The sequence below is a fragment of the Rhodobacteraceae bacterium S2214 genome (genome assembly GCA_025141675.1).
In the GTDB taxonomy this organism is placed as follows: domain Bacteria; phylum Pseudomonadota; class Alphaproteobacteria; order Rhodobacterales; family Rhodobacteraceae; genus Yoonia.
This window is the reverse complement of the sequence record CP081161.1, coordinates 3,166,396-3,188,798: the sequence shown is the minus strand read 5'-3', so window position 1 is coordinate 3,188,798 and position 22,403 is coordinate 3,166,396. Positions and strand designations below refer to the sequence as shown.

The following is a 22,403-nucleotide window of genomic DNA, read 5'->3' as shown; positions in this document are numbered from 1 at the left end:
TTGAGTGAATCAACATAAATTGTGGTATGTTATAACGTAACACGGATGGCAAGATGGAAACCACACCCGCCAAAGGATTCGCAAAGCACGACCATCGTGCCTGTGTGGCAACCGCGTTATCAGCGGCGGATGCTGCGTGTTTGGCGCGGAAGGTGCAGTTCACGCCGGTGCGGCGTCGGACGCTTGAAATCTTGCTCGAAGCACATGCAGCCCTTGGCGCATATGATGTCTTGGCGCGGCTTGATGCAGACGGTTTCGGGGCGAAGCCACCTGTGGCTTACCGCGCTTTGTCTTTCCTTGTGGATCAAGGATTTGTGCACCGGATCGAACGTTTGAATGCCTTCGTGGCTTGCGCCCATCCTGATACGACCCACGATCCGGCATTCATGATTTGTCGTGGTTGCGGAACCGTCGCTGAAGCGCAGGCAGGCAATAGCGCCTTGGGGCAAAGTGCGGCCTCTGCCGGTTTCCAGATCGAGCAAACCGTGATCGAAGCCGAAGGTCTGTGCCCAACTTGTCAGGACCCGTCATGACACTTTTGACTGCTGACAAGGTTGCTGTCCGCTACGGTGGCCAAACAGTTCTGGATCGTGTCACCATGGCATTGGTGCCGGGTGAAATCGTGACGATTGTGGGGCCAAACGGGTCCGGAAAATCAACGCTATTGCGCGTTTTGATTGGCGCGTTGAAACCAAGCACGGGAACTGTCACGCGATCCAAGGGCATCAAGATCGGCTATGTGCCGCAGAAACTGCACATCGATCAGACAATGCCGCTGACGGTGCGCCGTTTCTTGGATTTGCCGAAAAAAGTCAGCGATGCGCAGGCCTGTGAAGCGCTTGAAACCGCTGGGCTGTCTGATCTCGGCAAACGCCAAATGTCGGATTTGTCTGGCGGTCAGTTCCAGCGGGTTCTGCTTGCGCGAGCGATCCTTGGACGCCCCGATATTCTGATGCTTGATGAGGCGACGCAGGGGTTGGATCAACCGGGCTCTGCGAGCTTCTACCGTCAGATCGAAGCGGTCCGCCAAGAATTGGGTTGCGCAGTCTTAATGGTGAGCCACGAATTACACGTCGTGATGAGCGCCTCTGACCGCGTGATTTGTCTGAACGGTCATGTGTGTTGCGAAGGAACGCCTGAAGTTGTCAGCGCAGCCCCGGCATATCGCGAATTGTTCGGCACTGGGACGGGTGGCGCTTTGGCGCTGTACCGGCATGACCACGATCATCACCACCACCATGATCACGACCACGACCATACCCATGAGGCAGCCGAATAATGCTTGACGATTTTGTGGTGCGCGGGGTCCTTGCTGCCCTTGGAACTGTTGTAGCGACAGGCGTTCTGGGCTGTTTCGTCGTGTGGCGGCGCATGGCCTATTTCGGGGATGCGATGGCACATGCGGCGGTTTTGGGCGTGGCACTGTCGTTGGCGTTTTCAATGTCGATCTATGTGGGGGTGATCATCACGGCGGTCTGTATCGCTTTGATATTTTTGCAATTAACAGGCGCAGGGCAGACGGCCGACGCGGCGCTTGGGGTGCTGGCCCATAGCGCCTTGGCGCTGGGCCTTGTGATCGTGTCATTGTTGTCAGGTGCGAAGCTTAGCCTGTCGGCTTACCTTTTCGGGAACGTATTGAGCGTCGGAACGACAGACCTTGCGATCATCTGGGGCGGTGCGTTTATCGTCGTTGGCGTACTGTGGTGGCAGTGGTCACATCTTTTGACGGCCACGCTGAGTCCCGATTTGGCCTATGCGGCGGGTATCGACCCGCGCAAGCAGGAACTGTTGCTGACGATTCTGCTGGCGTTGGTCGTGGCCGTGGCCATTAAGGTCGTCGGCGCGCTGTTGATAACGGCCTTACTGATTATTCCCGCGTCCGCGTCACGCCAATTGGCCCGCACGCCTGAGGGCATGGCGGTCGCTTCAATCATCGTTGGGACGTTGGCTGCATTTGCAGGTACGCAAGCGTCCTTGATGTTCGACACGCCGACCGGGCCATCAATCGTGGTGGCGGCGGCCTGCGTTTTTGCCGCGACGACAGTATTGGGGCGGTTACGGGCGTAATGGCCCGCGCCTAGACGTCCAGCCACAACGTAACAGGACCATCGTTGGTGAGGCTGACCTTCATATCAGCCCCGAATGAGCCGGTTTGCGTTGTGATCCCTAAAGCCGCGACATCGTCGATGAATTGCTCGTAAAGCGCGCGCCCTTCTTCGGGGCGTGCCGCAATCGAAAAACCAGGACGATTGCCGCGAGATGTGTCGCCTGCCAGTGTGAACTGGCTGACAATCAAAGCTGATCCGCCTGTGTCGGCAAGTGACAGGTTCATTTTGCCAGCATCGTCGGTGAAGATCCGCAGCTTGCTGATCTTTGCGGCAAGTTTGGCTGACTGCGCTGCGGTATCACCCTGCATCGCACAAACGAGGATCAACAGGCCGCGACCGATTTCACCGATGGTTTCGCCATCAACAACAACACGTGCGTCAGTGACGCGCTGGATTAGGGCTCTCACAATTCAGAGGCCCACGGTGGATTCGCACCAGCGCGCGACACTGTGATCGCGGCAGTTCTGGCGCCAAGGGACAGCGCATCACGCACGGCATCATCTGATAGACTGGCGACGCCGGATTTCGTCAAAAGCCCTGCGTTATGCAAGCTGGCCAGCAGACCTGCGTTGAATGTATCGCCCGCACCAACAGTGTCGACAACGGTTGCCTTGTTCGCAGCGACAAAGATTTCTTGGGTCGGCGTGTATCCGGTCACCCCTTTGGACCCTTCGGTAATGCACAACAATTTCAGATCGTTATCGGCAACCATTTTGCGGGCTTTATCGGCTGTGCCGCCTTCCGGATCGATCCAATCAAGGTCTTCGTCGGATAGTTTGATGATGTCTGCGAGGCCGATCATCTCTGCGATGCGGGCGCGATATACGGCTTCGTCTTTGATGAACGTCGGACGGATGTTCGGATCGATCATCGTGACCTTGCTGGATGCTTCGCGTTTCAGCAGGGCCGCGTAAGTTCCCGCACATGGTTCAACAGCCAAAGAAATACCGCCAAGGAACAATGCGTCCGCTGACGTATCGGGCAGGCTATCCAACGGCAGCATGCGTCCGGCGGTGTTTTCGTCGTAGAAGGCGTAGCTTGCGTGTCCATCCACCAGTTTCACGAAGGCCAAGGTCGTCGGTTGGTCCGAACGATGGGCGAGGCTAGCATCGACGTTGGATGCGGCCAGCGCACCGGTCAGAACTTCACCGAACAGATCGTTGGAAATGCCTGAATAGAATTGCGTCGGAACGCCAAGACGACCCAAAGCGATGCTTGTGTTGAACACGGCGCCGCCCGCATGTGGCGCGAACGCGGCTTCCCCTGCGGATGTTTCACGCGGTAGCATATCGATCAGGGCTTCGCCCGCACACAGGATCATCGCCTATCTCCTATTGACTGTTAGCGATAACAAATCCCACACCTGCCGCGATAATCAAGCCGATAATGACTGCAAATGTGATTTTCCAAGCAGAGTATGGCCTTTCGCCCTGCACACGGCCCGTCCGGCCGTTGACGACAAAGCGATAGGTCTTACCGTTGTATTTGTAGGCCGCAAGCCAGACCGGCAGCAGGATGTGTTTGAAGGTCACATCGCTGATTTGCGTTTGAACATTGCTGATTCGTTGTTCATCGCCACCAATGTCGTATTTGACGTCGCGCCTGATCATGCGGTCCATGTAGGCGCGGGCTTCGGTGAAACCGTCGGTTAATTCGACTTGATATCCTTCAGCCCTAAAACCAGCCAGATATTCAGGCTTATATGGCTCTAGCGCGGATAGGTCCCACGGTTCCAGACCGTCGGTGTATTTCTTCGGCAGGCTGTTTGAGGCGAGAACAAGCACGTCGTCAAAGAAACGCGCAACACGGCCCGATGCAGCCCGCCAGCGCGTTTTGCGAACCCGAACCTGTTTTCGTTTCCCATCCCGCACGACTGTTTTGGTTTCGTAGTAATGGGTGCCGCGCTGGCCAGTGTAGTTGGATTTTGTATCGGCATCGAACGTCCAGTAAGGCACGTAAATACCGTTCATTTTTCGGCCTTTACGAGCGTATTCTGTCAGCCCGTTTGGCGCGAACCATAGCGATCCCAGCCAATCCGTTAGTTCTTTACGGGACGCCGGTTCGTCTAGCTCAAACGGTAAAAGGCCACGCGGCTTGATGTGGCGGTGCGTGCCGGTGTCCGTGACGACAGGCGTTGCGCAGAACGGACATTCTGCAGCGTGCGTATCGCTATCGAATTCGGTCTGCGCGCCGCAATTCGGGCAGGTGATGACCTTTGTTTCTTCGATGTCTTCTTCGGCCAGTGCGTTGGCCACAGCGTCTTTAAAATCAAGTTCCTTGATCCCACTGGCGACGCCTGCCGCTGATTCCAATGGTTCGGTATTGCCGCAATGATCACAGATGAGACGGTGATCGCCGGGGTCAAACCGCAGATCGGACCCGCAATTATCACAAGGGAACCGGTGTTCTTGGAGCGGGCTGTTTGGGGTGTCGAAATCAGTGTCGGTCATGTGAAGCGTGCTTCTTCTGGGGCGGCTAAAGCGGTTGATTTGATCATAGCCGGAAACGCGACCCAGCGACCACCCAAAAGGAAGGGTGTCATAGGAACCGATGCAAGGCTTTCGGGGCCATGATCCGCAACGCGTTGTCGCGTAATCGAACGTGCCGCCACGTGTGAAATCCTGCGTGAGCAATCGCAATGACTGCAAGGATGTAGAATTCGTAGATGTGAACCTGACCGATGAAATCGTTCCACTTTGGCAGGTTCAGTGGCACACCAATGGGAACGATATTGCCTGCCCACAACTGCGTTGCAGATGTAACGCCCAAGCCAAACCCAGTCAGTGCGACGCCAAATAGCCCCAAGATAAGTGTCTTGTGCAAAACTTGATGGGCGCGTTTGGCCCGCGGACCGAGCTTTGGACCAGGGCGTCCGACAAGGCCGCGCTTCAGATATGTTGCTGTCCAAAAGAGGGCGAAGCTCACGAAGATTAGCCCAAGAAACGAATGCACGTGGAAGGCCCAACGCCCGATCCGGTTTACGTCTTCCGGCGTCACCAACATAAACCAGACGAAAAGTGGAATCGTGACGCCATGCAGTACTTTGACGAGCGACCGCTTGTTCGGGCTGAATATGGCGCGGCTGTTGTTCATGCTTCAGACACGCGACGTGCCCGAAAAAGTTTCGTCAAATTGGTAGTGCTGGCTGTAAGGTGCATGGGAAATTCAATGCACCACCATCGCCGAAGGTGCCTTCGCAATAGTTATTGCCAGCTTGGGTTTGGAACAGTGAAATGCAAATACCGCTCCAACCGCCTGCTTCTGCGACGCACATGGTGTTGCCATCGAAGCCGGAAATTGTGCTTTCGATCCGCGTGTTAAAGGCTGGATTGATGTAAGTGGCGGTGCCGTCCAGTGCGAAAATCACGCCTTCGCCGCTTGGGGCAAGCGCGCTGAACGCGTTGGCTGTCGGAAACCGTGCTGTCAGGTCGGCTTGCGTTGCAATCACGTCGACGGGTGACAGTCCTTCGGGGCGATCTGTCGTTGCATCAGACGCCACGCAGCCGGCCAAAAGGGCGGTCATCGCACAAAAGGTGGGGATGCGTGGCGTCATTGATTAGGCTCCGGGTGGGGGCGGTGGTGCGACGGTGAAGATGCTGTTCAGATCAGCAACATCTTCGGCGCGCATCCATCCGTCCTGTCCTTGCGTCCAAACCATTGTGTCACGTGTAAGCGCACCTTCGGTGACTTTGCGGCCCATCGCAGCTTTGGAAAACGGGCCAGTGACGTCGCCCGCGACGGCAATATGCCAAACATGTTCCGCAGGTGGCGGCGGTGGAGGCGGAGGTGCCATCGCAGCCGGTTGTTGTGGTGCCGCACCCCATGGTCCGGCTTGCGGGGCTTGATTGAACATTTGGCCCATGTTCATGCCAAGACCTGCGCCCATGCCCATACCCATTGCTTGACCAGCGGCAGACCCTTCAGCCCCCATCGCTTGGGCCGCTTGATATTTCAGATGGTCATCAAGATTGCCTGTTATGCCGCGCGATGTGCGGGTATCCAGCGCCTTTTCCACGGCAGGGGGGAGGCTGATGTTCTCGATGTATAATTCCGGTAGCATGATGCCGTATTGGGCAATCGTCGGGTTGATCGCATCTGCAATCAGCTTGCCGACTTCGCCAGTATTCGCGGCCATATCAAGCACTGGAATACCGGATTTCGCGATCGCGCGGCTGAATTCCTGTACGATGATATTGCGGATTTGGTAGCTGATTTCGTCAGCCGTAAATTCACCGTCCGTGCCCACGATTTCGGTCATGAACCGTGCGGGATCGCTGACCTTCATTGTGTAGGTGCCGTAAGCGCGAATCCGGGTTGGTCCAAATTCGGGATCACGCAACATAATCGGGTTTTTAGTGCCCCATTTCAGGTTCGCGAAGCGGGTCGTGTCGACGAAATAGATCTCGGATTTGAACGGCGATTTGAAACCATGATCCCAGTGCTGCAGCGTCGTCATGATCGGCATGTTGTTGGTTTCCAACATGTACAGACCCGGCGTGAACACATCAGCCATCTGACCTTCGTGCACAAAAACAGCGGCTTGGCCTTCGCGGACCGTCAGCTTCGCGCCGTATTTGATTTCGTGACCTGCGCGTTCAAAACGCCAAACCATCGTGTCTTGGGTGTCGTCAGTCCAGTGGATGACGTCGATAAATTGGCCAGAGAGGAAGTCGAGAATGCCCATGTGCTTGGCCCTTTCGTATTTGATGTTAACGATATGCTAGGCAGCGGTGCGCCGCATAGCAAGGTCATGAAAAACGGACCCTATGTGGGACCGGAATCGAGTAATTCGCGCGCGATGATCCGCGCAATTGGGGCGGCTTCGGCGGCGGACATACCGGTGCGGAAACGCGGATCGTAGAGCATTTTCAGCAGCAATTCGTCGTGTGTCGTCAGCAACCCAAATTCTTCGTCGTCGTTGAAAATGGACGGGCGCGCCTGCGGGCTGTCGTTGGCAAGGCCAAGCCCCTGTGCCAGCTCTTCGTGGAAACAGGACGTGCGCAAGAGATCGGGGTGTTCGGACCGTATGATCGCCACGGCTTTGGAATAACTGGCACCGCCGCCTTCGGAAAAGGCGACAACGATGCAAAGCTGGTCGCGCGGCAGTTGGGTGATCGCTCGCAAAGAGCTTTCGGCGATGCCCGGCACGATTTCACGCAGGCGGTCGCGGTAGGTCGCGCGGTCATCTTCGCCAAGCACAAGAACGTGGAAATTGGGGTCTGCGTCCGTTTGCAGGATCGAAAGTCCAGATACACGCGATAGCCGCTGCGCATAGGCGGCCACAGTGGTGCGGTCGCGGGATTGTTGTTCCGGCGTAACCGAGGCCCCAAATTCCATCGTCATGCGCACGGGCATATCCCAGCGGCGTAAACGTGAAAGGGTGGCCTGCGGACGCAATACATCGCCGTCGGTGATGTATTCGTCAAACAAAGCGATCCGCACGAAATTGCGGGCTAGCACGGTGTCGGTGAACGGGGTATCGGGACCGCCGCCATCGCCGCGCAATAAGCCTTGCGTCAGCAGATCATTTTGAAGGCGCCGGTAATACGTCGCCAGCGCTTTGCTGGTCTCGCTTGGTTCCGTGATCACGGGAGGGGCCAGTTCTTCGACTGGTTCCGGACGACTGACCGGTGGCGTGTCGGGGACAGGCGTGACGGGTGGTGTGGTTTCGCAAGCGGCAAGCGTCAGCAGGCCCGTAAGGCCCACTGCGCGAATAATGCCGCTTGCGTTTGTCACTTATGCACCTGTCGCTGTGCCGATGGTGTCACCGGTTTTGTCACCGCGTGCTTTTGCAGAGGCGAGCGTGTCTTTCAGCTCTTTCTCCATCTTGATCATGTCGGCTTCTGCTTCGGCGCGCTTGCGCTTGCCTTCGTCCGCGATTTCCAAGCTTTCATTGATCGTCGCAATCAGATCGGCGTTCGCTTGCTTCACTGCGTTGATGTCGAACACGCCGCGTTCCATTTCGGTACGGATAACTTTGTTCGCATCGCGCAGGTTTTTAGCGTTGGCCGTCAGCAGTTCGTTCGTCAGGTCGTTTGCGCTACGCACAGCTTCAGCCGCTTCGGCGGAACGTTGAATAGTGACGGCCTGAGCCAGTTGGGTTTCCCAAAGTGGCACTGTGTTGACCAAAGTCGAGTTGATCTTCGTGACCAGCGACTTGTCATTTTCTTGCACAAGGCGGATCGACGGCAAGGATTGCATTGTCACCTGACGTGTCAGTTTCAGATCGTGCACACGGCGTTCCAGATCGTCACGGGCCGCACGCATATCGCGCAATTCTTGCGCCATCATTACCGCGTCGTTTTCCGGGGCTGCTTCTACTTCTGCAACCTTGGCAGGGATCACGGTTGCATCCAGTTCTTCGAGCTTCGCTTCGCCAGCCGCGATGTAAAGGGCGAGTTCGTCGTAGAATGCGAGGGTCTTGTCATACAGCACATCAAGGCTTTCGATGTCGCGCAACAATACGCCCTCGTGGCGCAACAGGTCTTCGGTAATACCGTCGATCTGGCCTTGAACATCTTCAAAACGCGCAACAAACTTCGCCATTGGTGCAGCACGACCCAACAGTTTTTCCCACCAGCTGCGTTTACGACGCACGTCGAGTTCAGAAACCGAGAAACCGCGGATTGTGGACACGATGTTGCGCAGGCTGTCGCCCGCTGGCCCGACGTCTTTGTTGCGCACGCCTTGCAGCATGGATTGTGAAATTTCTTGCAATTCGGCCTGTGCGCCGGACCCGAAAGAAATGATCGACTGCGTTTCGGTGATGTCGATTTCGTTCATGCGTTTGGTGATTTCAGCTGACGTTGGCGCATCAGCTGCCGCTAGCGGAACAAGGTCGCCCATCGGCTCAGCCAGCACAACAGCTGTCACTTTTTCAACATCAGCCAGCGTTGCGGCAGCTTTTTCGCGGATCGTTTCAGACATATTGTCCCCCTAGGTTAGCGACCTGTTTCACAGGCCGTCACGCTGCAATCGGTCGCGCAGCACTTTGATTTCGATATCCATATCCGTCCGGTCGTCTTCCATCATCTTGTCAGTCCGTGCGGCAAAGTTGTCTTGTAGGTCGTCGAGCAGAGCGATGTAGTCGGTCCGCACAGACGGATCAGGTTTACGCGTATACAGGTCCACAAACTTGACCGTCGCGTCGCGCGCGCCTTCAAGGTAGACGCCCAGATACTTACGGGCGCGTGTCAGGTCGCGCGGGTCTTCTTCAACCGTGCGGGCCATCTTACGGGCCGTTGCATCGAAAGACGCAACGCGTGCCGTCAAATCACGGTCTTCGAGACGGGCGATGTGATCTTTCATCGCGGCCAGGCTTGCATCGGCTTGATCCACGACGCGGGCAACGCGGTCTTGTTGGAAGGTATCCACGCCTTCCATCCGCTTGTCTTTCAACGGGTCAACGCCAAAGGCCACGGTATGCAGGACTGCCCCGACAATGCCGTAGATCACGGACCCGATCAGCCCAGTATCGCCAGTGTATGCGGCCAAAGTAATACCCAAACCGGTTGCCAATGACGCGATCATCTTGCGCGGGATCGCGGGTTTGCGTGCAACACGGCGGGCATCGTATTCGGCTTGTGCCTGCAGTCCCTCGCGCGTGAACCATGCCGCAAAGGTCAACAATGCTGCGCCCAGCAGTGCGATTGCGAGCATCGCAGGGCCATCATTGATTGAAGTGAAGACAAGAATAATTGCGGGCACGAATAACAAAGTCGTGCCTTTCGTGTTGTCTTCGATTGGCCGGTCGGGCGGTGTTTCACGGATATCCGCACCAGAAGACGTCCCGTTCGGGCTATATTTTCCGCCAAATTTCTTCGCCATTACGCTGCCCCCAAAAAGCCGCTGGTCACGCCAAACAGCAGGATCACAAGCACGATGAATGCGATTGTCCGGATCGTCTCAGGCAAGGTTTCCCCAATGCTTTTTTGCGGTGGTGCCCCGTTGAACCACCTGAGTAACGCCCATATGACCAAGCCACCCATGATTGCGGGGAGTAGCAATAAAAAGAGCAGCAATAGTTTGATCATGGTTCACAGCGTTGGTTACCTCGGGTTGGTCAACAGATAAGCACCGTTTCGGAAATTACGAATGTTTCTGGTTTGCTGCCCGTTCTGCGTTCAGCTTGCGCGCGTAGCCGGATTGCAGGATTTCAACAGCAAACAATACGACAACAGAGAAGTAGAATGTGGATTTCGACATTGGAATAATGTCTTGGCCAAAGACCTTGATCCCCATCGAATCGTCATGCATCGCGTGGGACGCGGCAACACCTGCTTCACCAAGAAGCACAACACCAACGATCAGCAGGATAAAGAGGCCAAGCACCTCGTACATGCGGTTTTTTTCAAGAAACTTTGTCACGCCGTCAGCGAGCAGCAGCATTGCGAGGCCGGACAGCAGGATTGCCGTTGCCAAGATTGGGAACACGTCCGTAATCGCAAGGGCAGACAGAACCGAGTCGAACGAGAAGATCAGGTTCATCATAACAATCAGCAGTACGACCTGAACGGCGGATTTTCCGGATTTGCCTTCAACATCGTGGCCAAGGTGTTCGACCGACAGCATGTGCCGGATTTCCTTAATCGCCGTGTACATAATGAACACGCCGCCAAAGACGAACACGCATGTGGCAAAGTTCACGGCACCTTCCAGAACGCCTTCCCATGCGAATGTGTAAAACGGTGCGGCTAGCGCATCGATCAAGCTGATCATCACAAACAGCAGAACAACCCGCAGGGCCACCGCGATGATAATTCCCCAAAAGCGCACCGACTTTTGCTGGGCGACGGGCGCGCGTTGGCTTTCAATCGAAATATAGAGAAGGTTATCAAACCCCAAAACCGCCTGCAAAAAGCAAAGCATGATGAGGTTGGTTGCGTTCTCGAGTGTTAAAAGATCAGCCACGTGTGTCGTTCCCTATTCTGGCAGTGCGCGCGTCACGCATATTGTGCATAACCCGTAAACCGCCACAAGGGTTCAACGTCTTGTGTTTTTCCCCGTAGGGCGGCCTTTTACGGGACGATTGACTGGTTTGCGCGTGCGTGTCGGGGTTGGTTTGCCGGACAGGCCCAATTGATCGCGGACAACGCGCTGCTTCACTTCTTCCACTTCGCCTTGCGCCAGTGCGCCTAATTGGAACGGGCCATAGCTGACGCGGATCAAACGGTTCACGGTCGCGCCGATGGCTTCCATTGCGCGGCGGATTTCGCGGTTCTTGCCTTCGCGGATGCTGATGGTCAGCCATGCGTTGGCACCTTGTTGACGGTCAAAGGTGACGGTCATTGGCTGGTAATTGACGCCTTCGACACTGATACCTTCACGCAGGCGATCAAGGCTGGCCTCTGATGCGGACCCTTTGATCCGAACGCGATACCGGCGTAGCCATCCTGTGCTGGGCAATTCCAGTTTGCGCTTCAATTCACCATCATTGGTCAACAAAAGCAGGCCTTCGGAATTGATATCTAACCGTCCAACGGACATCACGCGGGGCATATCTTCAGGCAAGTTTGCAAAAACGGTGGGCCTGTCGCGTTCATCGCGTTCGGTCGTCACGAGGCCTGCGGGCTTGTGATACAGCCAAATACGCGGCGGATCGGGTTCGCCCACAGGTTTGCCATCAACAGTGATCCGCGCACCACCGATGATATTCAGGGCAGGGCTATCAATGACCTTACCGTTCACGGTGACGCGCCCTTCAGCGATCATACGTTCGGCTTCGCGGCGGGACGCAATCCCGGCACGGGACAAAACTTTGGCGATCCGGTCGCCCTTTGGGATATCATCTGACATGTGTGCAGCCTTACGCACCACAGGCGGTCGAGGCAATGGCCCGCCTTTCTTTTGGCCTTAAATATCCCCGCCGGAGGCATCCGACACTTGCGCCAGACACTACATTTGCGTGACAACACTGCATGAAGTTTCGAAGTTACATGGATATTGCGCTGACCGAAGCCAGAGATGCGGCTGCCCGTGGCGAAGTACCGGTCGGGGCCGTGATCGTGCGGCAAGGCGCCGTGCTTGCAAAAGCCGGCAACCGGACCCGTGAACTGAACGATCCGACGGCGCACGCCGAAGTCTTAGCTATTCGTGCGGCCTGTACCGAACTAGGGCAGGAACGCCTGACAGGATGCGACCTGTATGTCACCTTGGAGCCTTGTCCGATGTGTGCCGCCGCCATCAGCAATGCGCGGATCGCGCGGCTTTACTATGGGGCGGCCGACCCCAAATCCGGTGGTGTCGCTCAAGGTCCGCGTGTCTTTGCCCATGCCCAGTGCCATCATGCCCCCGAAGTCTATGACGGAATTGATGCGCTCGCGTCCGAGGGATTGCTCAAATCCTTTTTTGCATCTCGCAGGCGCTAGGTTTTCGCACGCCAACCGCCGCATGTCCTTGCAGGCCACCCCACGGGACGGTAAACGCGACTTCGATATCAGACGGAGACACGGCCCCATGTCCATTGACACAGAAACCGCCCGCCGCGTGGCAAAACTTGCCCGCATTCAGGTAGAGGACGACGCATTGCCTGCGCTGGCGTCAGAATTTAGCGCGATTCTCGGGTTCATTGAGCAGCTCAATGAAGTTGATGTGGACGGTGTTGAACCGATGACCTCTGTCACACCGCAGCGTTTGAAGCGCCGCGAAGATGTTGTGACTGACGGCGACCAGCAGGAAAAAGTGCTGGCCAACGCCCCTGATGCCCGTGAAGGGTTCTTTGCTGTGCCGAAGGTGGTTGAATAATGACTGATCTGTCCAAACTGACAATTGCTGGTGCCCGCGATGCAATGCGCAAGGGCGACGTGTCTTCTGCGGAATTGACCGAAAGCTATCTGAAATCCATCGAAGGGGCCGGTGCGCTGAACGCATTTGTGCATCACACCCCTGATATCGCGATGGATCAGGCCAAAGCTGCGGACGTGCGCATCAAAGCGGGCGATGCCCCTGACATGTGCGGTATCCCGTTGGGCATCAAAGATTTGTTCTGCACCAAAGGTGTCGCGTCCCAAGCGGCGTCTGGCATCTTGGAAGGCTTCAAGCCGGAATATGAATCGACTGTGACTACGCAGTTGTTTGATGCAGGTTCCGTTATGCTTGGTAAGCTGAACATGGACGAATTTGCGATGGGGTCGTCAAACGAGACCTCTGTTTACGGCAATGCCGTGAACCCATGGAAAGTTGACGCTGAACTGACACCGGGTGGGTCTTCTGGTGGCTCCGCGTCTGCCGTTGCCGCTGATTTGTGCCTTGGTGCGACAGGCACCGATACAGGCGGCTCTATCCGCCAGCCAGCCGCGTTTACCGGCACAACCGGCATTAAGCCAACCTATGGCCGCGTATCACGTTGGGGCGTTGTCGCTTTTGCGTCGTCGCTTGATCAGGCTGGTCCGATGACCAAAGACGTCCGCGACAGCGCGATTATGCTGGAAGCGATGTGTGGTCATGACCCGAAGGATTCGACGTCCGCCGACATCGCAGTGCCCAACTTTGAAGCCGCCCTAACAGGCGATATCAAAGGTAAAGTCATTGGTATTCCAAAAGAATATCACATGGACGGCATGCCCGAAGAAATCGAAAAGCTGTGGAAAGACGGCACCGCAATGCTGAAAGACGCAGGTGCCGAAATCCGTGACATTTCCTTGCCGCACACGAAATATGCGTTGCCTGCATATTATGTGATTGCGCCAGCAGAAGCGTCATCCAACCTTGCCCGTTATGACGGTGTGCGGTTCGGTCATCGTGCAAAGCTCGAAGCGGGCGACGGCATCACCGAAATGTACGAAAAAACCCGCGCGGAAGGCTTCGGCGCAGAGGTGCAGCGCCGCGTGATGGTCGGGACATACGTGCTGTCCGCCGGTTTCTACGACGCTTATTACAACCGTGCCCGTAAGGTGCGTGCGCTGATCAAGCAGGACTTTGATAAAGTCTATGCAAGCGGTGTTGATGCGATCCTGACGCCAGCGACGCCGTCGTCTGCTTTTGCGCTGGGCGCTATGAAGGATGCCGATCCAATCCAGATGTACCTGAACGATGTCTTTACGGTCACAGTGAACTTGGCTGGTCTGCCAGGGATCGCAGTGCCTGCGGGCCTTGATAAAAACGGTCTTCCGCTCGGTCTTCAGTTGATTGGTCGTCCTTGGGAAGAGGGCGATCTGCTGAACGTTGCCTATGCGCTTGAACAGGCCGCAGGATTTGTGGCCAAACCGGCGAAGTGGTGGTAAACCCACCGCTGATTTCAAACGATTGGGGTGTGACCTCGTGAAAATTGGTAGTTTCAGCCTTGTGGCTGTTTTGGCCTTGGCCGCATGTGAAGTAACGCCACCCGCTGTTCCTGACAGCGGGCGTGGTGTCGGTTTTGGCGATTACGCTGATTTCGAACTGGATCGCGCACGACGCGAAGCGCAATTGCAGGGCCAAACCATCGGTGCCCCGCTTTCCGCAACGCGTCAGCCTGTGATTTCGAATGAAACACCAAGCGCGGCAGGCGCTACCACGTCAGACCAAGCGATCCCGACATCGGATTTGGCTGCTGCGGGAATCGGAACAAGCGCGGCTGTGACGACTGCGCCGCTCAACGCGACCTCTGCGGCACCAATCGGTGAAACAGCAGAAGAACGCGAACGTCGTCTGGCAAATAACCCAGAGATTTCGGACGAAAACAGCTTTGACGCTGTGTCGAGCCGAGAAACGATCGAAAGTGATGCGCAGCGTCGTGCCCAGCAGGCCGAAGCGTTGATCGTGGTTGAACCTGTTCCGTTGCCTGAAACACGTGCTGATTCTGGTCCGAATATTGTGTCTTATGCAATCAACGCGCCGAACCAGAAGGGGCAGGAATGGTATTCCCGTTCGATCCTGTCTGGCGAATCGCGTTTTTCAAGCAACTGCGCGACTTACGGCAGTCCAGATGCCGCACAGCGCGATTTCTTGATTCGTGGCGGCCCTGAACGCGATCCGCGTGGGATTGATCCGGATGGTGACGGTTTTGCTTGTGGCTGGGATCCTGCGCCATTCCGCGCAGCGGCCGGCAACTGACCCTTACACACCCATCGCCGAATTTTGGCCCGCGCAGAGAGGCGTGTGTGCCGGATATGGTTGTTTTGCATTACACAGCTATGGCGTCTGCAGATGCGGCGTGCCGGACGTTGTGTAATCCCGACAACGAAGTGTCCGCCCATTATTTGATTGATGAGGATGGCACCGTTCGGTCGATGGTTGCCGAAGATCAGCGTGCTTGGCACGCTGGTGCGGGCGCGTGGGGTGATGTTGTTGATGTGAACAGCCGGTCGATCGGGATTGAAATCGCGAATGACGGGTTTTCCCCGTTTGCGATACGACAGATGGATGCGCTGATCCTGCTGCTTCATGGAATCACACAGCGCTGGTCGATCAAACCTGAACGGATCATTGGGCATTCTGATATGGCGCCAGGACGCAAGATTGATCCGGGCGTGCGGTTCGACTGGGGACGCTTGTGGTGCGAAGGATTAGGTGTTTGGCCTACAGAAACAGGCGCTTCTGATGCCAACTTTGCAGAGATGGCCGCGCGATTTGGCTATCGCTGTGATGATCCGGACTTACTGTTGTCCGTGTTTCGGATGCGTTTCCGGCCATGGGCGGCTGGTCCGCTTGATGCCACCGACATTGCGTTGATCACTGATCTCGCCACCCGTTTCCCCGTTGACGCAGGCCCGGCCACGGCCTAAGCGGCATCTGCGCGGATGGCTGGATGGCCGCGGCATTTCGATGTCGAGGAAAGTCCGGACTCCACAAAGCACGGTGCCGGGTAATCCCCGGCGGGGGTAACCCTAGGGACAGCGCCACAGAGATGTAAACTACCCGCGTCCGCGCGGGAAAAGGTGAAACGGTGGGGTAAGAGCCCACCGCGGACGTGGCAACACGGACGGCACGGCAAGCCCCACCGGGAGCAATGCCAAATAGGGACCGCGTGTCGCCCGCAAGGGGGACGGGGATGCTTGACCCCCAGCAGGTCCGGGTTGGCAGCTAGAGCGGCGTTGGCAACAACGTCGTCAGATGAATGGTCATCCATTCGGGGCAACCCGAAGGACAAAATCCGGCTTATAGGCCGTCCGCGCAAAATATCTTGTTTCGCAAAATGTTGATTTCTCTGGCGTTTGTTAACCATTTCATCCCAAGCTGGAACCAATCGCGAAGTGAGTCGTTCTGCTTGGTGAGGGGATCGTATGATAGTTCAAAATGACCCAACCACATTGGAAATGATCGGGGCCACCGCCCCAAGACTAAGACGTGACGATGTCCGCAGTGCCGCGACATGCGTCGCAGTTTTATCTGACACGGGTCGTGTCGCACTGGTAAGCGACGTATTTGTCGAAACGATTGGTCTTGATGACGCAACCCAGATTATTGGTCGGAGCTGGTGCAAGACATGGCCCGCCGATGCGCATGCCCCTTTAACCGTTGCATTGAATCGCGCATGGCGCGGAATCGTCTCAACCTATTGGGCGCGGTTTCCGAATGCTGAAGGGTTGCCCGTTGACTGGGACATCCGGATTTCGCCGATTTTTGATGAAGCTGGTGACGTCGCTTCTGTGCTCGCGGTGTCCCGCCCCGTAACAAAGCACTAATGCTGGCCCAAAAGCGGGTTATTGCGGTTGACTCGGACTGCTGCACGGGTAAAAGGCAGCTTCTATAGATATTCACCCGCAGGCCGTTTGGGCCGCATACCGGAGAGATGAGCCATGGCGAAGCCTACCACCATCAAAATCCGCCTGAACTCCTCTGCAGGGACCGGGCACTTCTACGTCACAAAAAAGAACGCACGTACAATGACTGAAAAGATGGTCATCAAGAAGTACGACCCTGTTGTGCGTAAGCACGTTGAGTACAAAGAAGGTAAGATCAAGTAAATTGATCCCATCTTTGGAAGAGTTAAGCCGCGCCCCTAGCGCGGCTTTTTTCGTTTTGGGTCACGGCATTTGGCTGCTCGCAAAATGATAGGCTAACACAACGTCACCTGCGACATCGCAAGGGCTGACAATCCTTAGCTGATCGTGGCATAGTCATATCAATCTCGATAATTAGCAGGCACATCATGGACCTTCAGGCGTCGTTTGAAAAAGATCGCAACTGTAGTGGCTGCCCAATTCGCCATCGCGCCGTATGTGCAACCTGTGATGAAGACGAAATCCTCGTGCTCGATGAGATGAAGTATTATCGTTCATTCGATGCGGGCCAGCCAATTATGTGGGCCGGTGACCCTATGGCGTTCGTAGGATCCGTTGTCAGCGGCACCGCAACGATCGAGCGGCTGATGGAAGACGGGCGCAAGCAGACGATGGGCTTGCTGCTGCCATCTGATTTTATCGGGCGTCCCGGGCGGGAAACGGCGACTTACGATGTAACGGCTGTCACCGATGTCACACTGTGCTGTTTCCGCAGAGATAGCTTTGAAAAGATGGTCGAGGCGACGCCACACGTGGCCCAACGTCTGATGGAAATGGCTCTGGATGAATTGGACGCCGCGCGGGACTGGATGTTGCTGCTTGGCCGTAAAACAGCCCGCGAGAAAATTGCGACGTTCCTGATGATGATCGTGCGCCGGACGAGTGAAGAAAAAACGCCTGCTGCAGTGGCAAATAAGAAGATCAGCTTGCCACTGACCCGTGAAGCGATGGCAGATTACATGGGGCTGACATTAGAAACAGTCAGCCGCCAGTTTTCCAAGCTCCGCAAAGACGGGTTGATCGTGATGGACGGTAAGCGTGACATCACGATCCCGGATGTTGGTGCCCTTCAGGCAGAAACGGGAACCGACCTAGGTTAATGCGCCATAAGTAAGGGGAGGGTGGTCAACCGTAGCATGTCCCGCGTGACGCCCCCCAAGATCGCTTCGCGCATTCTGGAATGACCATATGCGCCCATGACCATGAGGTCGACGTCTGTCTCAGCCGCCCTTGCCAATAGCTGCGCCGCAATAGACGGCTGTGTGCGGGCATGAATAGCGACGTCGACTTTTGCACCGTTGCGCACAAGGTATGCGGCAAGTTTGCCACCGGGATCCGACCGGTCTGGGGCGTGCATCGGTGGGTCAACAATCGCAATGGTCGTAATCTTTGCGTCCTTCATCAGGGGAAGCGCTGCACGGGCGGCTGCCATGGCTTCGACCCCGTCGTCCCATGCGACCTTGATGTTGTTAAAGTTGCCTGACATTTCAACGCCTTGGGGCACTACCAGAACAGGCACGTCTGCGCCAAATAAACATGCCTCAAACGTCATAGCATCAATGCGGTCGTTGTTGCCTTGATGCGGGGCTGGCAGGATTGTCAGGTCGAAAAAGCGCATATGATCTGCCAAAAACGGATCAAGCCCACCCGGCATCACGGTCACGGACTGCACGTCCCATTTGATATCTTCTGATGCCAAACGCGCCTGTGCGGCGGTTTCAAGTTGGTCGGCTTCTTCGCGCGCCAGATCAAAGTTTTGTTGAACCGCGATGGCGTGGGCACCTGCATAATAGAAACCAGGCTCTGTTTCATCGACACCTGTGCAAAGCACGTGTAAATGGGCGTCGTGATGGCGGGCAAAACTAATGGCGAATTCCAGCGCGGATTTGTCCGCATCTTTATTGTGAAGAATCGTCGCTATCGATGTGTAGGTCATGATCATCCTCCGATGTTGTGCGGGCAAGGTGCCGTAACTTTTCGAAGGGGTCTTTGATCTAGCGCAATATCTTTTCCTTCCATTTCTTGACCCAGATCAATGTCGCTCACGCCGCCGTGAGCCAAAACGGGCCAATGAATAGGACCGCGTCCAATTGAGTCGGGGTCTCAAGAAAGGGGTATTTGCGATGTTGAACTACCTAAAGCTTATTGCGTTAGGCATCGTTATTTTGTTCGCAGCGGTCGCGTCGAGTTTCGCACGCGATGTGGCCTATCAGGTCCACGCTGTATTAATCATGCTTGTTGCGTCCGGCATGTTCATTTGGGTTTTGCGCCAAACGGACGAGCCGGTCACGTTGGTTGATACCAACGGTTATATGGATGGCGTCATCCGTTATGGTGTTATTGCCACAGGGTTCTGGGGCTGTGTCGGGTTTCTGGTGGGCGTGGTTATTGCGTTCCAGCTTGCCTTTCCCGCGCTGAACCTTGAATGGGCCCAACCCTATGCCAACTTTGGCCGTCTGCGCCCACTGCACACAAGTGCGGTGATTTTTGCGTTTGGCGGCAATGCGTTGATTATGTCTTCGTTCTACGTTGTGCAGCGGACCTCTGGGTCGCGGTTGTGGGGCGGAAACCTCGCGTGGTTCGTGTTCTGGGGTTATAATTTGTTTATTGTTTTGGCGGCCACTGGTTATCTCCTCGGCGCTACCCAATCCAAAGAATATGCCGAACCTGAATGGTACGTTGATATCTGGCTGACCATTGTTTGGGTCGCCTATCTTGTCGTGTATCTCGGGACGATCTTCACCCGCAAAGAAAAGCACATCTACGTGGCGAACTGGTTCTTCCTGAGCTTTATCGTCACTGTCGCGATGCTGCATATCGTCAACAACCTGTCCGTGCCTGTGTCCATTTGGGGCAGTAAATCGGTGCAGGTTTTTGCAGGCGTCCAAGATGCGATGACCCAATGGTGGTATGGCCACAATGCGGTTGGGTTCTTCCTGACGGCGGGCTTCCTCGGCATGATGTACTACTTCGTGCCAAAGCAGGCGGGTCGTCCGGTTTTCTCTTATAAGCTGTCGATCATCCACTTCTGGGCGCTGATCTTCCTTTATATCTGGGCTGGTCCACACCATTTGCACTACACCGCGTTGCCTGACTGGGCGTCTACATTGGGTATGGTTTTCTCGATCATTCTTTGGATGCCAAGCTGGGGTGGTATGATCAACGGTCTGATGACCCTGCAAGGGGCTTGGGACAAACTGCGTACCGATCCGATTATCCGCATGATGGTTGTGTCGCTCGCGTTCTACGGCATGTCCACTTTCGAAGGACCGATGATGTCGATCCGCGCTGTGAACTCGCTGTCCCACTACACTGACTGGACCATTGGTCACGTGCATTCCGGTGCGCTTGGTTGGAACGGGATGATCACCTTTGGTGCGCTGTACTTCCTGACACCAAAACTGTGGGGCAAGGCATCGATGCATTCGATGGCTGCGATCAACTGGCACTTCTGGTTGGCCACGATCGGTATCGTTTTGTACGCGTCATCCATGTGGGTCAGCGGCATTATGGAAGGCCTGATGTGGCGTGAAGTCGATGCGCAAGGTTTCCTCGTGAACTCTTTCGCTGACACTGTGACTGCGAAGTTCCCGATGTATGTGGTCCGTGGCTTGGGTGGGGTTCTGTACCTGACCGGTGCCCTGATCATGGCTTGGAACATGTTCATGACGATCCGGGGTGGCGAAAACGTCACCGCCCCGGTCGGCGTCCCAGCAGAATAAGGAGCCTTAGACATGGCATTTCTTGATAAACACCAGATGCTGGAACGTAGCCCGACATTGCTGTTGGTTGGTTCCTTCCTTGTGGTCACCATCGGCGGGATTGTGGAAATTGCTCCGCTTTTCTACCTCGAAAACACGATTGAGGAAGTGGAGGGGGTACGTCCGTATTCCCCTCTCGAACTCACCGGTCGCGATATCTACATCCGTGAAGGTTGCTACAACTGCCACAGCCAGATGATCCGTCCAATGCGTGACGAGGTCGAACGGTACGGGCATTATTCATTGGCTGCAGAATCGATGTATGACCACCCGTTTCAATGGGGGTCAAAGCGAACTGGCCCTGATGTCGCTCGTGTTGGCGGTCGGTATTCCGATGCGTGGCATGTGGATCACCTGATTGATCCGCAATCCGTTGTCCCAGAATCCATCATGCCGAAATATGCGTTCTTGATGGATACAGTGATCGACGGCGAATACGTCCAAGATCTGATGGAAACGCACCGCTTTGTGGGTGTTCCCTACACCGATGAGATGATCGAAAACGCGAACGCCGACTTTAAGGTGCAGGTCGATTATGACGGCGATTGGGACGCGATGTTGGAACGCTACCCGAATGCGGTTGTGTCCAATTTCGATGGACAGCCTGAGCTGACAGAGATGGACGCGCTTGTTGCCTATCTGCAGATGCTGGGCACTTTGGTCGACTTCTCAACCTTCACCCCAGATGCAAGCCGCTAAAGGAGCAAGATCATGGATACATATTCTTTCCTGCGCGAATTGGCGGATAGCTGGGTTTTGCTGGCGTTGACGCTGTTCTTCATCGGTACGATTTTTTGGGCGTTCCGCCCCGGCAGTCGTGACGTCCACAAAGAAGTCGCTGACATCCCGTTTCGCAATGAAACCGCCCAACCTACCGATCCGGAGGCAAAATCATGAGTGATCCAAACAAAGACAAAGATATCGACGAAGCAACCGGTGTCGATACCACAGGTCACGAATGGGACGGCATCAAAGAACTGAACAACCCTTTGCCGCGGTGGTGGCTGTGGTCGTTCTATCTGTGCATCATCTGGGGCATTGGCTACGTCATTGCCTATCCGGCTTGGCCGCTGATCAATGGTGCTACAACGGGTCTGCTCGGGTATTCGACACGTGGTGAAGTTGCCGCTGAGATCGACCGCTATAAGGACCAGAACGCTGAACTGACCTCTGCCTTGGCCGAGGTCGAACTTGCGTCATTGGGCGACAACGCAGAACTGAACCGCTTTGCGGTGTCTGCGGGTGGTGCTGTATTCCGCACCAATTGTTCCCAGTGTCACGGGTCCGGTGCGGCGGGTGCCAAAGGCTATCCGAACTTGCTGGATGATGACTGGCTGTGGGGCGGCACGATTGAAGACATCGCTTACACCGTGAACCACGGGATCAGAAATGAAACCGATCTGGATGCCCATTGGTCGCAAATGCCGGCCTTTGGCGAAATACTTGAGAAAGAAGAGATTTCACAGGTGGTTCACTACGTGATGTCGCTGTCGTCGGCAGAACATGACGCCGATAAAGCCGTAGCAGGGGCCGTGTTGTTCGACGAACAATGCAGCGCGTGTCATGGCGTCAATGCCGAAGGTGACTACGGTATTGGTGCCCCGAACCTTGCGGATGCGATCTGGCTCTATGGCGGGGATGAGGACACGTTGGTTGAAACCATCACCTATTCCCGCTTCGGCGTGATGCCCGCTTGGGGTCCGCGTCTGACACCTGCCGATGTCAATGCAGTTGCTGCCTACGTCCATCAATTGGGCGGCGGCGAATAATCCCGCTTCCAACAGGGATAGTCCCGCGCGTGGAGTAGTTCACGCGCGCGGGGCTGATCGCCT

At 55.8% G+C, this 22,403-nt stretch carries 28 protein-coding genes and 1 other RNA gene; 16 read left to right on the top strand and 13 right to left on the bottom strand.

Translation table 11 applies throughout. The features are described 5' to 3' along the window. The first annotated feature begins 53 nt into the window (after positions 1-53). The 3 genes from K3729_15775 to K3729_15765 are packed head-to-tail and all read left to right on the top strand — an operon-like array spanning position 54 to position 2,067. The gene (locus K3729_15775) at positions 54-533 is read left to right on the top strand and encodes a transcriptional repressor (protein ID UWQ98855.1); all 480 of its coding nucleotides are present in this window, start codon (positions 54-56) and stop codon (positions 531-533) included. Continuing rightward, the gene (locus K3729_15770) at positions 530-1,279 is read left to right on the top strand and encodes a metal ABC transporter ATP-binding protein (protein UWQ98854.1); all 750 of its coding nucleotides are present in this window, start codon (positions 530-532) and stop codon (positions 1,277-1,279) included. The genes K3729_15775 and K3729_15770 overlap by 4 nt, the downstream gene beginning before the upstream one ends. Further along, the gene (locus K3729_15765; GenBank protein ID UWQ98853.1) at positions 1,279-2,067 is read left to right on the top strand and encodes a metal ABC transporter permease; all 789 of its coding nucleotides are present in this window, start codon (positions 1,279-1,281) and stop codon (positions 2,065-2,067) included. The genes K3729_15770 and K3729_15765 overlap by 1 nt, the downstream gene beginning before the upstream one ends. A gap of 10 nt (positions 2,068-2,077) precedes the next feature. On the opposite strand, the gene dtd is transcribed toward K3729_15765, so the two are convergent. The 12 genes from dtd to K3729_15705 form a co-directional block, all read right to left on the bottom strand. Further along, positions 2,078-2,515 (bottom strand): D-tyrosyl-tRNA(Tyr) deacylase, encoded by a 438-nt coding sequence (gene dtd / locus K3729_15760; protein UWQ98852.1) that lies wholly within the window; start codon positions 2,513-2,515, stop codon positions 2,078-2,080. After that, entirely contained in the window at positions 2,512-3,429 is a 918-nt protein-coding gene (locus K3729_15755; GenBank protein UWQ98851.1) for a carbohydrate kinase, read from the bottom strand. The genes dtd and K3729_15755 overlap by 4 nt, the downstream gene beginning before the upstream one ends. 10 nt (positions 3,430-3,439) lie before the next feature. Further along, entirely contained in the window at positions 3,440-4,558 is a 1,119-nt protein-coding gene (locus tag K3729_15750) for a TFIIB-type zinc finger domain-containing protein (protein ID UWQ98850.1), read from the bottom strand. Positions 4,559-4,646: 88 nt separating this feature from the next. Continuing rightward, on the bottom strand, positions 4,647-5,201 hold the full coding sequence (locus K3729_15745) for a cytochrome B (protein UWQ98849.1): 555 nt from the start codon (positions 5,199-5,201) through the stop codon (positions 4,647-4,649). Between the two features lie 34 nt (positions 5,202-5,235). Beyond that, positions 5,236-5,661, bottom strand: a complete 426-nt coding sequence (locus K3729_15740; GenBank protein UWQ98848.1) for a hypothetical protein — start codon at positions 5,659-5,661, stop codon at positions 5,236-5,238. A gap of 3 nt (positions 5,662-5,664) precedes the next feature. Then, the gene (locus K3729_15735; protein UWQ98847.1) at positions 5,665-6,792 is read right to left on the bottom strand and encodes an SPFH domain-containing protein; all 1,128 of its coding nucleotides are present in this window, start codon (positions 6,790-6,792) and stop codon (positions 5,665-5,667) included. A gap of 80 nt (positions 6,793-6,872) precedes the next feature. Further along, positions 6,873-7,823 carry a DUF2927 domain-containing protein gene (locus K3729_15730; protein UWR01092.1) on the bottom strand — a complete coding sequence of 317 codons (951 nt, stop codon included), beginning with the start codon at positions 7,821-7,823 and terminating at the stop codon, positions 6,873-6,875. A gap of 21 nt (positions 7,824-7,844) precedes the next feature. Next, the gene (locus K3729_15725; protein UWQ98846.1) at positions 7,845-9,035 is read right to left on the bottom strand and encodes a toxic anion resistance protein; all 1,191 of its coding nucleotides are present in this window, start codon (positions 9,033-9,035) and stop codon (positions 7,845-7,847) included. Positions 9,036-9,062: 27 nt separating this feature from the next. Continuing rightward, a complete protein-coding gene (locus K3729_15720) occupies positions 9,063-9,935 on the bottom strand; it encodes a 5-bromo-4-chloroindolyl phosphate hydrolysis family protein (GenBank protein UWQ98845.1) in 873 nt (290 codons plus the stop codon). Beyond that, positions 9,935-10,141: a hypothetical protein gene (locus K3729_15715; protein ID UWQ98844.1), complete on the bottom strand. Its 207-nt coding sequence runs from the start codon at positions 10,139-10,141 to the stop codon at positions 9,935-9,937. The genes K3729_15720 and K3729_15715 overlap by 1 nt, the downstream gene beginning before the upstream one ends. 55 nt (positions 10,142-10,196) lie before the next feature. Further along, positions 10,197-11,018: a tellurium resistance protein TerC gene (locus K3729_15710; GenBank protein UWQ98843.1), complete on the bottom strand. Its 822-nt coding sequence runs from the start codon at positions 11,016-11,018 to the stop codon at positions 10,197-10,199. Positions 11,019-11,090: 72 nt separating this feature from the next. After that, positions 11,091-11,903 (bottom strand): rRNA pseudouridine synthase, encoded by an 813-nt coding sequence (locus K3729_15705; protein UWQ98842.1) that lies wholly within the window; start codon positions 11,901-11,903, stop codon positions 11,091-11,093. Between the two features lie 122 nt (positions 11,904-12,025). Here K3729_15705 and K3729_15700 point away from each other — a divergent pair, with 122 nt between their 5' ends. The 9 genes from K3729_15700 to K3729_15660 all read left to right on the top strand — a co-directional run bounded on the left by K3729_15700 (position 12,026) and on the right by K3729_15660 (position 17,910). Beyond that, on the top strand, positions 12,026-12,475 hold the full coding sequence (locus K3729_15700) for a nucleoside deaminase (protein UWQ98841.1): 450 nt from the start codon (positions 12,026-12,028) through the stop codon (positions 12,473-12,475). 88 nt (positions 12,476-12,563) lie between these two features. Continuing rightward, on the top strand, positions 12,564-12,851 hold the full coding sequence (gatC, locus tag K3729_15695; protein ID UWQ98840.1) for an Asp-tRNA(Asn)/Glu-tRNA(Gln) amidotransferase subunit GatC: 288 nt from the start codon (positions 12,564-12,566) through the stop codon (positions 12,849-12,851). Next, entirely contained in the window at positions 12,851-14,329 is a 1,479-nt protein-coding gene (gene gatA / locus K3729_15690; protein ID UWQ98839.1) for an Asp-tRNA(Asn)/Glu-tRNA(Gln) amidotransferase subunit GatA, read from the top strand. Before gatC ends, gatA begins: the two co-directional genes overlap by 1 nt. A 22-nt stretch (positions 14,330-14,351) precedes the next feature. Next, the gene (locus K3729_15685; protein ID UWR01091.1) at positions 14,352-15,140 is read left to right on the top strand and encodes a hypothetical protein; all 789 of its coding nucleotides are present in this window, start codon (positions 14,352-14,354) and stop codon (positions 15,138-15,140) included. Between the two features lie 56 nt (positions 15,141-15,196). After that, positions 15,197-15,811, top strand: a complete 615-nt coding sequence (locus tag K3729_15680) for an N-acetylmuramoyl-L-alanine amidase (protein UWR01090.1) — start codon at positions 15,197-15,199, stop codon at positions 15,809-15,811. Between the two features lie 11 nt (positions 15,812-15,822). Beyond that, positions 15,823-16,203, top strand: an RNA gene (rnpB, locus tag K3729_15675) — RNase P RNA component class A. Positions 16,204-16,309: 106 nt separating this feature from the next. Then, positions 16,310-16,711 (top strand): PAS domain-containing protein, encoded by a 402-nt coding sequence (locus K3729_15670; GenBank protein ID UWQ98838.1) that lies wholly within the window; start codon positions 16,310-16,312, stop codon positions 16,709-16,711. A 114-nt stretch (positions 16,712-16,825) separates the two neighbouring features. Beyond that, positions 16,826-16,993, top strand: coding sequence for a 50S ribosomal protein L33 (rpmG, locus tag K3729_15665; protein UWQ98837.1), 168 nt, complete (start codon positions 16,826-16,828; stop codon positions 16,991-16,993). Between the two features lie 185 nt (positions 16,994-17,178). Continuing rightward, positions 17,179-17,910, top strand: a complete 732-nt coding sequence (locus K3729_15660) for a Crp/Fnr family transcriptional regulator (protein UWQ98836.1) — start codon at positions 17,179-17,181, stop codon at positions 17,908-17,910. Here K3729_15660 and K3729_15655 read toward each other — a convergent pair. After that, the gene (locus K3729_15655; protein UWQ98835.1) at positions 17,907-18,746 is read right to left on the bottom strand and encodes a universal stress protein; all 840 of its coding nucleotides are present in this window, start codon (positions 18,744-18,746) and stop codon (positions 17,907-17,909) included. The genes K3729_15660 and K3729_15655 overlap by 4 nt on opposite strands. 187 nt (positions 18,747-18,933) lie before the next feature. Between K3729_15655 and ccoN the strand changes: the two genes are divergently transcribed. Genes ccoN through ccoP form a run of 4 tightly spaced genes read left to right on the top strand, consistent with a single transcriptional unit; the run spans position 18,934 to position 22,340 of the window. Then, positions 18,934-20,532 (top strand): cytochrome-c oxidase, cbb3-type subunit I, encoded by a 1,599-nt coding sequence (gene ccoN / locus K3729_15650; protein UWQ98834.1) that lies wholly within the window; start codon positions 18,934-18,936, stop codon positions 20,530-20,532. Positions 20,533-20,544: 12 nt separating this feature from the next. Next, complete coding sequence (gene ccoO, locus K3729_15645; GenBank protein UWQ98833.1) at positions 20,545-21,270, top strand: cytochrome-c oxidase, cbb3-type subunit II; 726 nt, start codon at positions 20,545-20,547, stop codon at positions 21,268-21,270. Positions 21,271-21,282: 12 nt separating this feature from the next. Further along, positions 21,283-21,468: a cbb3-type cytochrome c oxidase subunit 3 gene (locus tag K3729_15640; protein UWQ98832.1), complete on the top strand. Its 186-nt coding sequence runs from the start codon at positions 21,283-21,285 to the stop codon at positions 21,466-21,468. Then, a complete protein-coding gene (gene ccoP, locus K3729_15635) occupies positions 21,465-22,340 on the top strand; it encodes a cytochrome-c oxidase, cbb3-type subunit III (GenBank protein UWQ98831.1) in 876 nt (291 codons plus the stop codon). The genes K3729_15640 and ccoP overlap by 4 nt, the downstream gene beginning before the upstream one ends. The last annotated feature ends 63 nt before the right edge of the window (positions 22,341-22,403 follow it).

Excerpts from the sequence above, each read along its gene's own strand:
- K3729_15775 (UWQ98855.1), top strand. The coding sequence starts at position 54 with ATGGAAACCACACCCGCCAAAGGATTCGCAAAGCACGACCATCGTGCC.
- K3729_15770 (UWQ98854.1), top strand. The coding sequence starts at position 530 with ATGACACTTTTGACTGCTGACAAGGTTGCTGTCCGCTACGGTGGCCAA.
- K3729_15765 (UWQ98853.1), top strand. The coding sequence starts at position 1,279 with ATGCTTGACGATTTTGTGGTGCGCGGGGTCCTTGCTGCCCTTGGAACT.
- K3729_15755 (UWQ98851.1), bottom strand. The coding sequence starts at position 3,429 with ATGATCCTGTGTGCGGGCGAAGCCCTGATCGATATGCTACCGCGTGAA.
- K3729_15750 (UWQ98850.1), bottom strand. The coding sequence starts at position 4,558 with ATGACCGACACTGATTTCGACACCCCAAACAGCCCGCTCCAAGAACAC.
- K3729_15745 (UWQ98849.1), bottom strand. The coding sequence starts at position 5,201 with ATGAACAACAGCCGCGCCATATTCAGCCCGAACAAGCGGTCGCTCGTC.
- K3729_15740 (UWQ98848.1), bottom strand. The coding sequence starts at position 5,661 with ATGACGCCACGCATCCCCACCTTTTGTGCGATGACCGCCCTTTTGGCC.
- K3729_15735 (UWQ98847.1), bottom strand. The coding sequence starts at position 6,792 with ATGGGCATTCTCGACTTCCTCTCTGGCCAATTTATCGACGTCATCCAC.
- K3729_15725 (UWQ98846.1), bottom strand. The coding sequence starts at position 9,035 with ATGTCTGAAACGATCCGCGAAAAAGCTGCCGCAACGCTGGCTGATGTT.
- K3729_15720 (UWQ98845.1), bottom strand. The coding sequence starts at position 9,935 with ATGGCGAAGAAATTTGGCGGAAAATATAGCCCGAACGGGACGTCTTCT.
- K3729_15715 (UWQ98844.1), bottom strand. The coding sequence starts at position 10,141 with ATGATCAAACTATTGCTGCTCTTTTTATTGCTACTCCCCGCAATCATG.
- K3729_15705 (UWQ98842.1), bottom strand. The coding sequence starts at position 11,903 with ATGTCAGATGATATCCCAAAGGGCGACCGGATCGCCAAAGTTTTGTCC.
- K3729_15700 (UWQ98841.1), top strand. The coding sequence starts at position 12,026 with ATGAAGTTTCGAAGTTACATGGATATTGCGCTGACCGAAGCCAGAGAT.
- gatC (UWQ98840.1), top strand. The coding sequence starts at position 12,564 with ATGTCCATTGACACAGAAACCGCCCGCCGCGTGGCAAAACTTGCCCGC.
- gatA (UWQ98839.1), top strand. The coding sequence starts at position 12,851 with ATGACTGATCTGTCCAAACTGACAATTGCTGGTGCCCGCGATGCAATG.
- K3729_15680 (UWR01090.1), top strand. The coding sequence starts at position 15,197 with ATGGTTGTTTTGCATTACACAGCTATGGCGTCTGCAGATGCGGCGTGC.
- K3729_15670 (UWQ98838.1), top strand. The coding sequence starts at position 16,310 with ATGATAGTTCAAAATGACCCAACCACATTGGAAATGATCGGGGCCACC.
- rpmG (UWQ98837.1), top strand. The coding sequence starts at position 16,826 with ATGGCGAAGCCTACCACCATCAAAATCCGCCTGAACTCCTCTGCAGGG.
- K3729_15660 (UWQ98836.1), top strand. The coding sequence starts at position 17,179 with ATGGACCTTCAGGCGTCGTTTGAAAAAGATCGCAACTGTAGTGGCTGC.
- K3729_15655 (UWQ98835.1), bottom strand. The coding sequence starts at position 18,746 with ATGACCTACACATCGATAGCGACGATTCTTCACAATAAAGATGCGGAC.
- ccoN (UWQ98834.1), top strand. The coding sequence starts at position 18,934 with ATGTTGAACTACCTAAAGCTTATTGCGTTAGGCATCGTTATTTTGTTC.
- ccoO (UWQ98833.1), top strand. The coding sequence starts at position 20,545 with ATGGCATTTCTTGATAAACACCAGATGCTGGAACGTAGCCCGACATTG.
- K3729_15640 (UWQ98832.1), top strand. The coding sequence starts at position 21,283 with ATGGATACATATTCTTTCCTGCGCGAATTGGCGGATAGCTGGGTTTTG.
- ccoP (UWQ98831.1), top strand. The coding sequence starts at position 21,465 with ATGAGTGATCCAAACAAAGACAAAGATATCGACGAAGCAACCGGTGTC.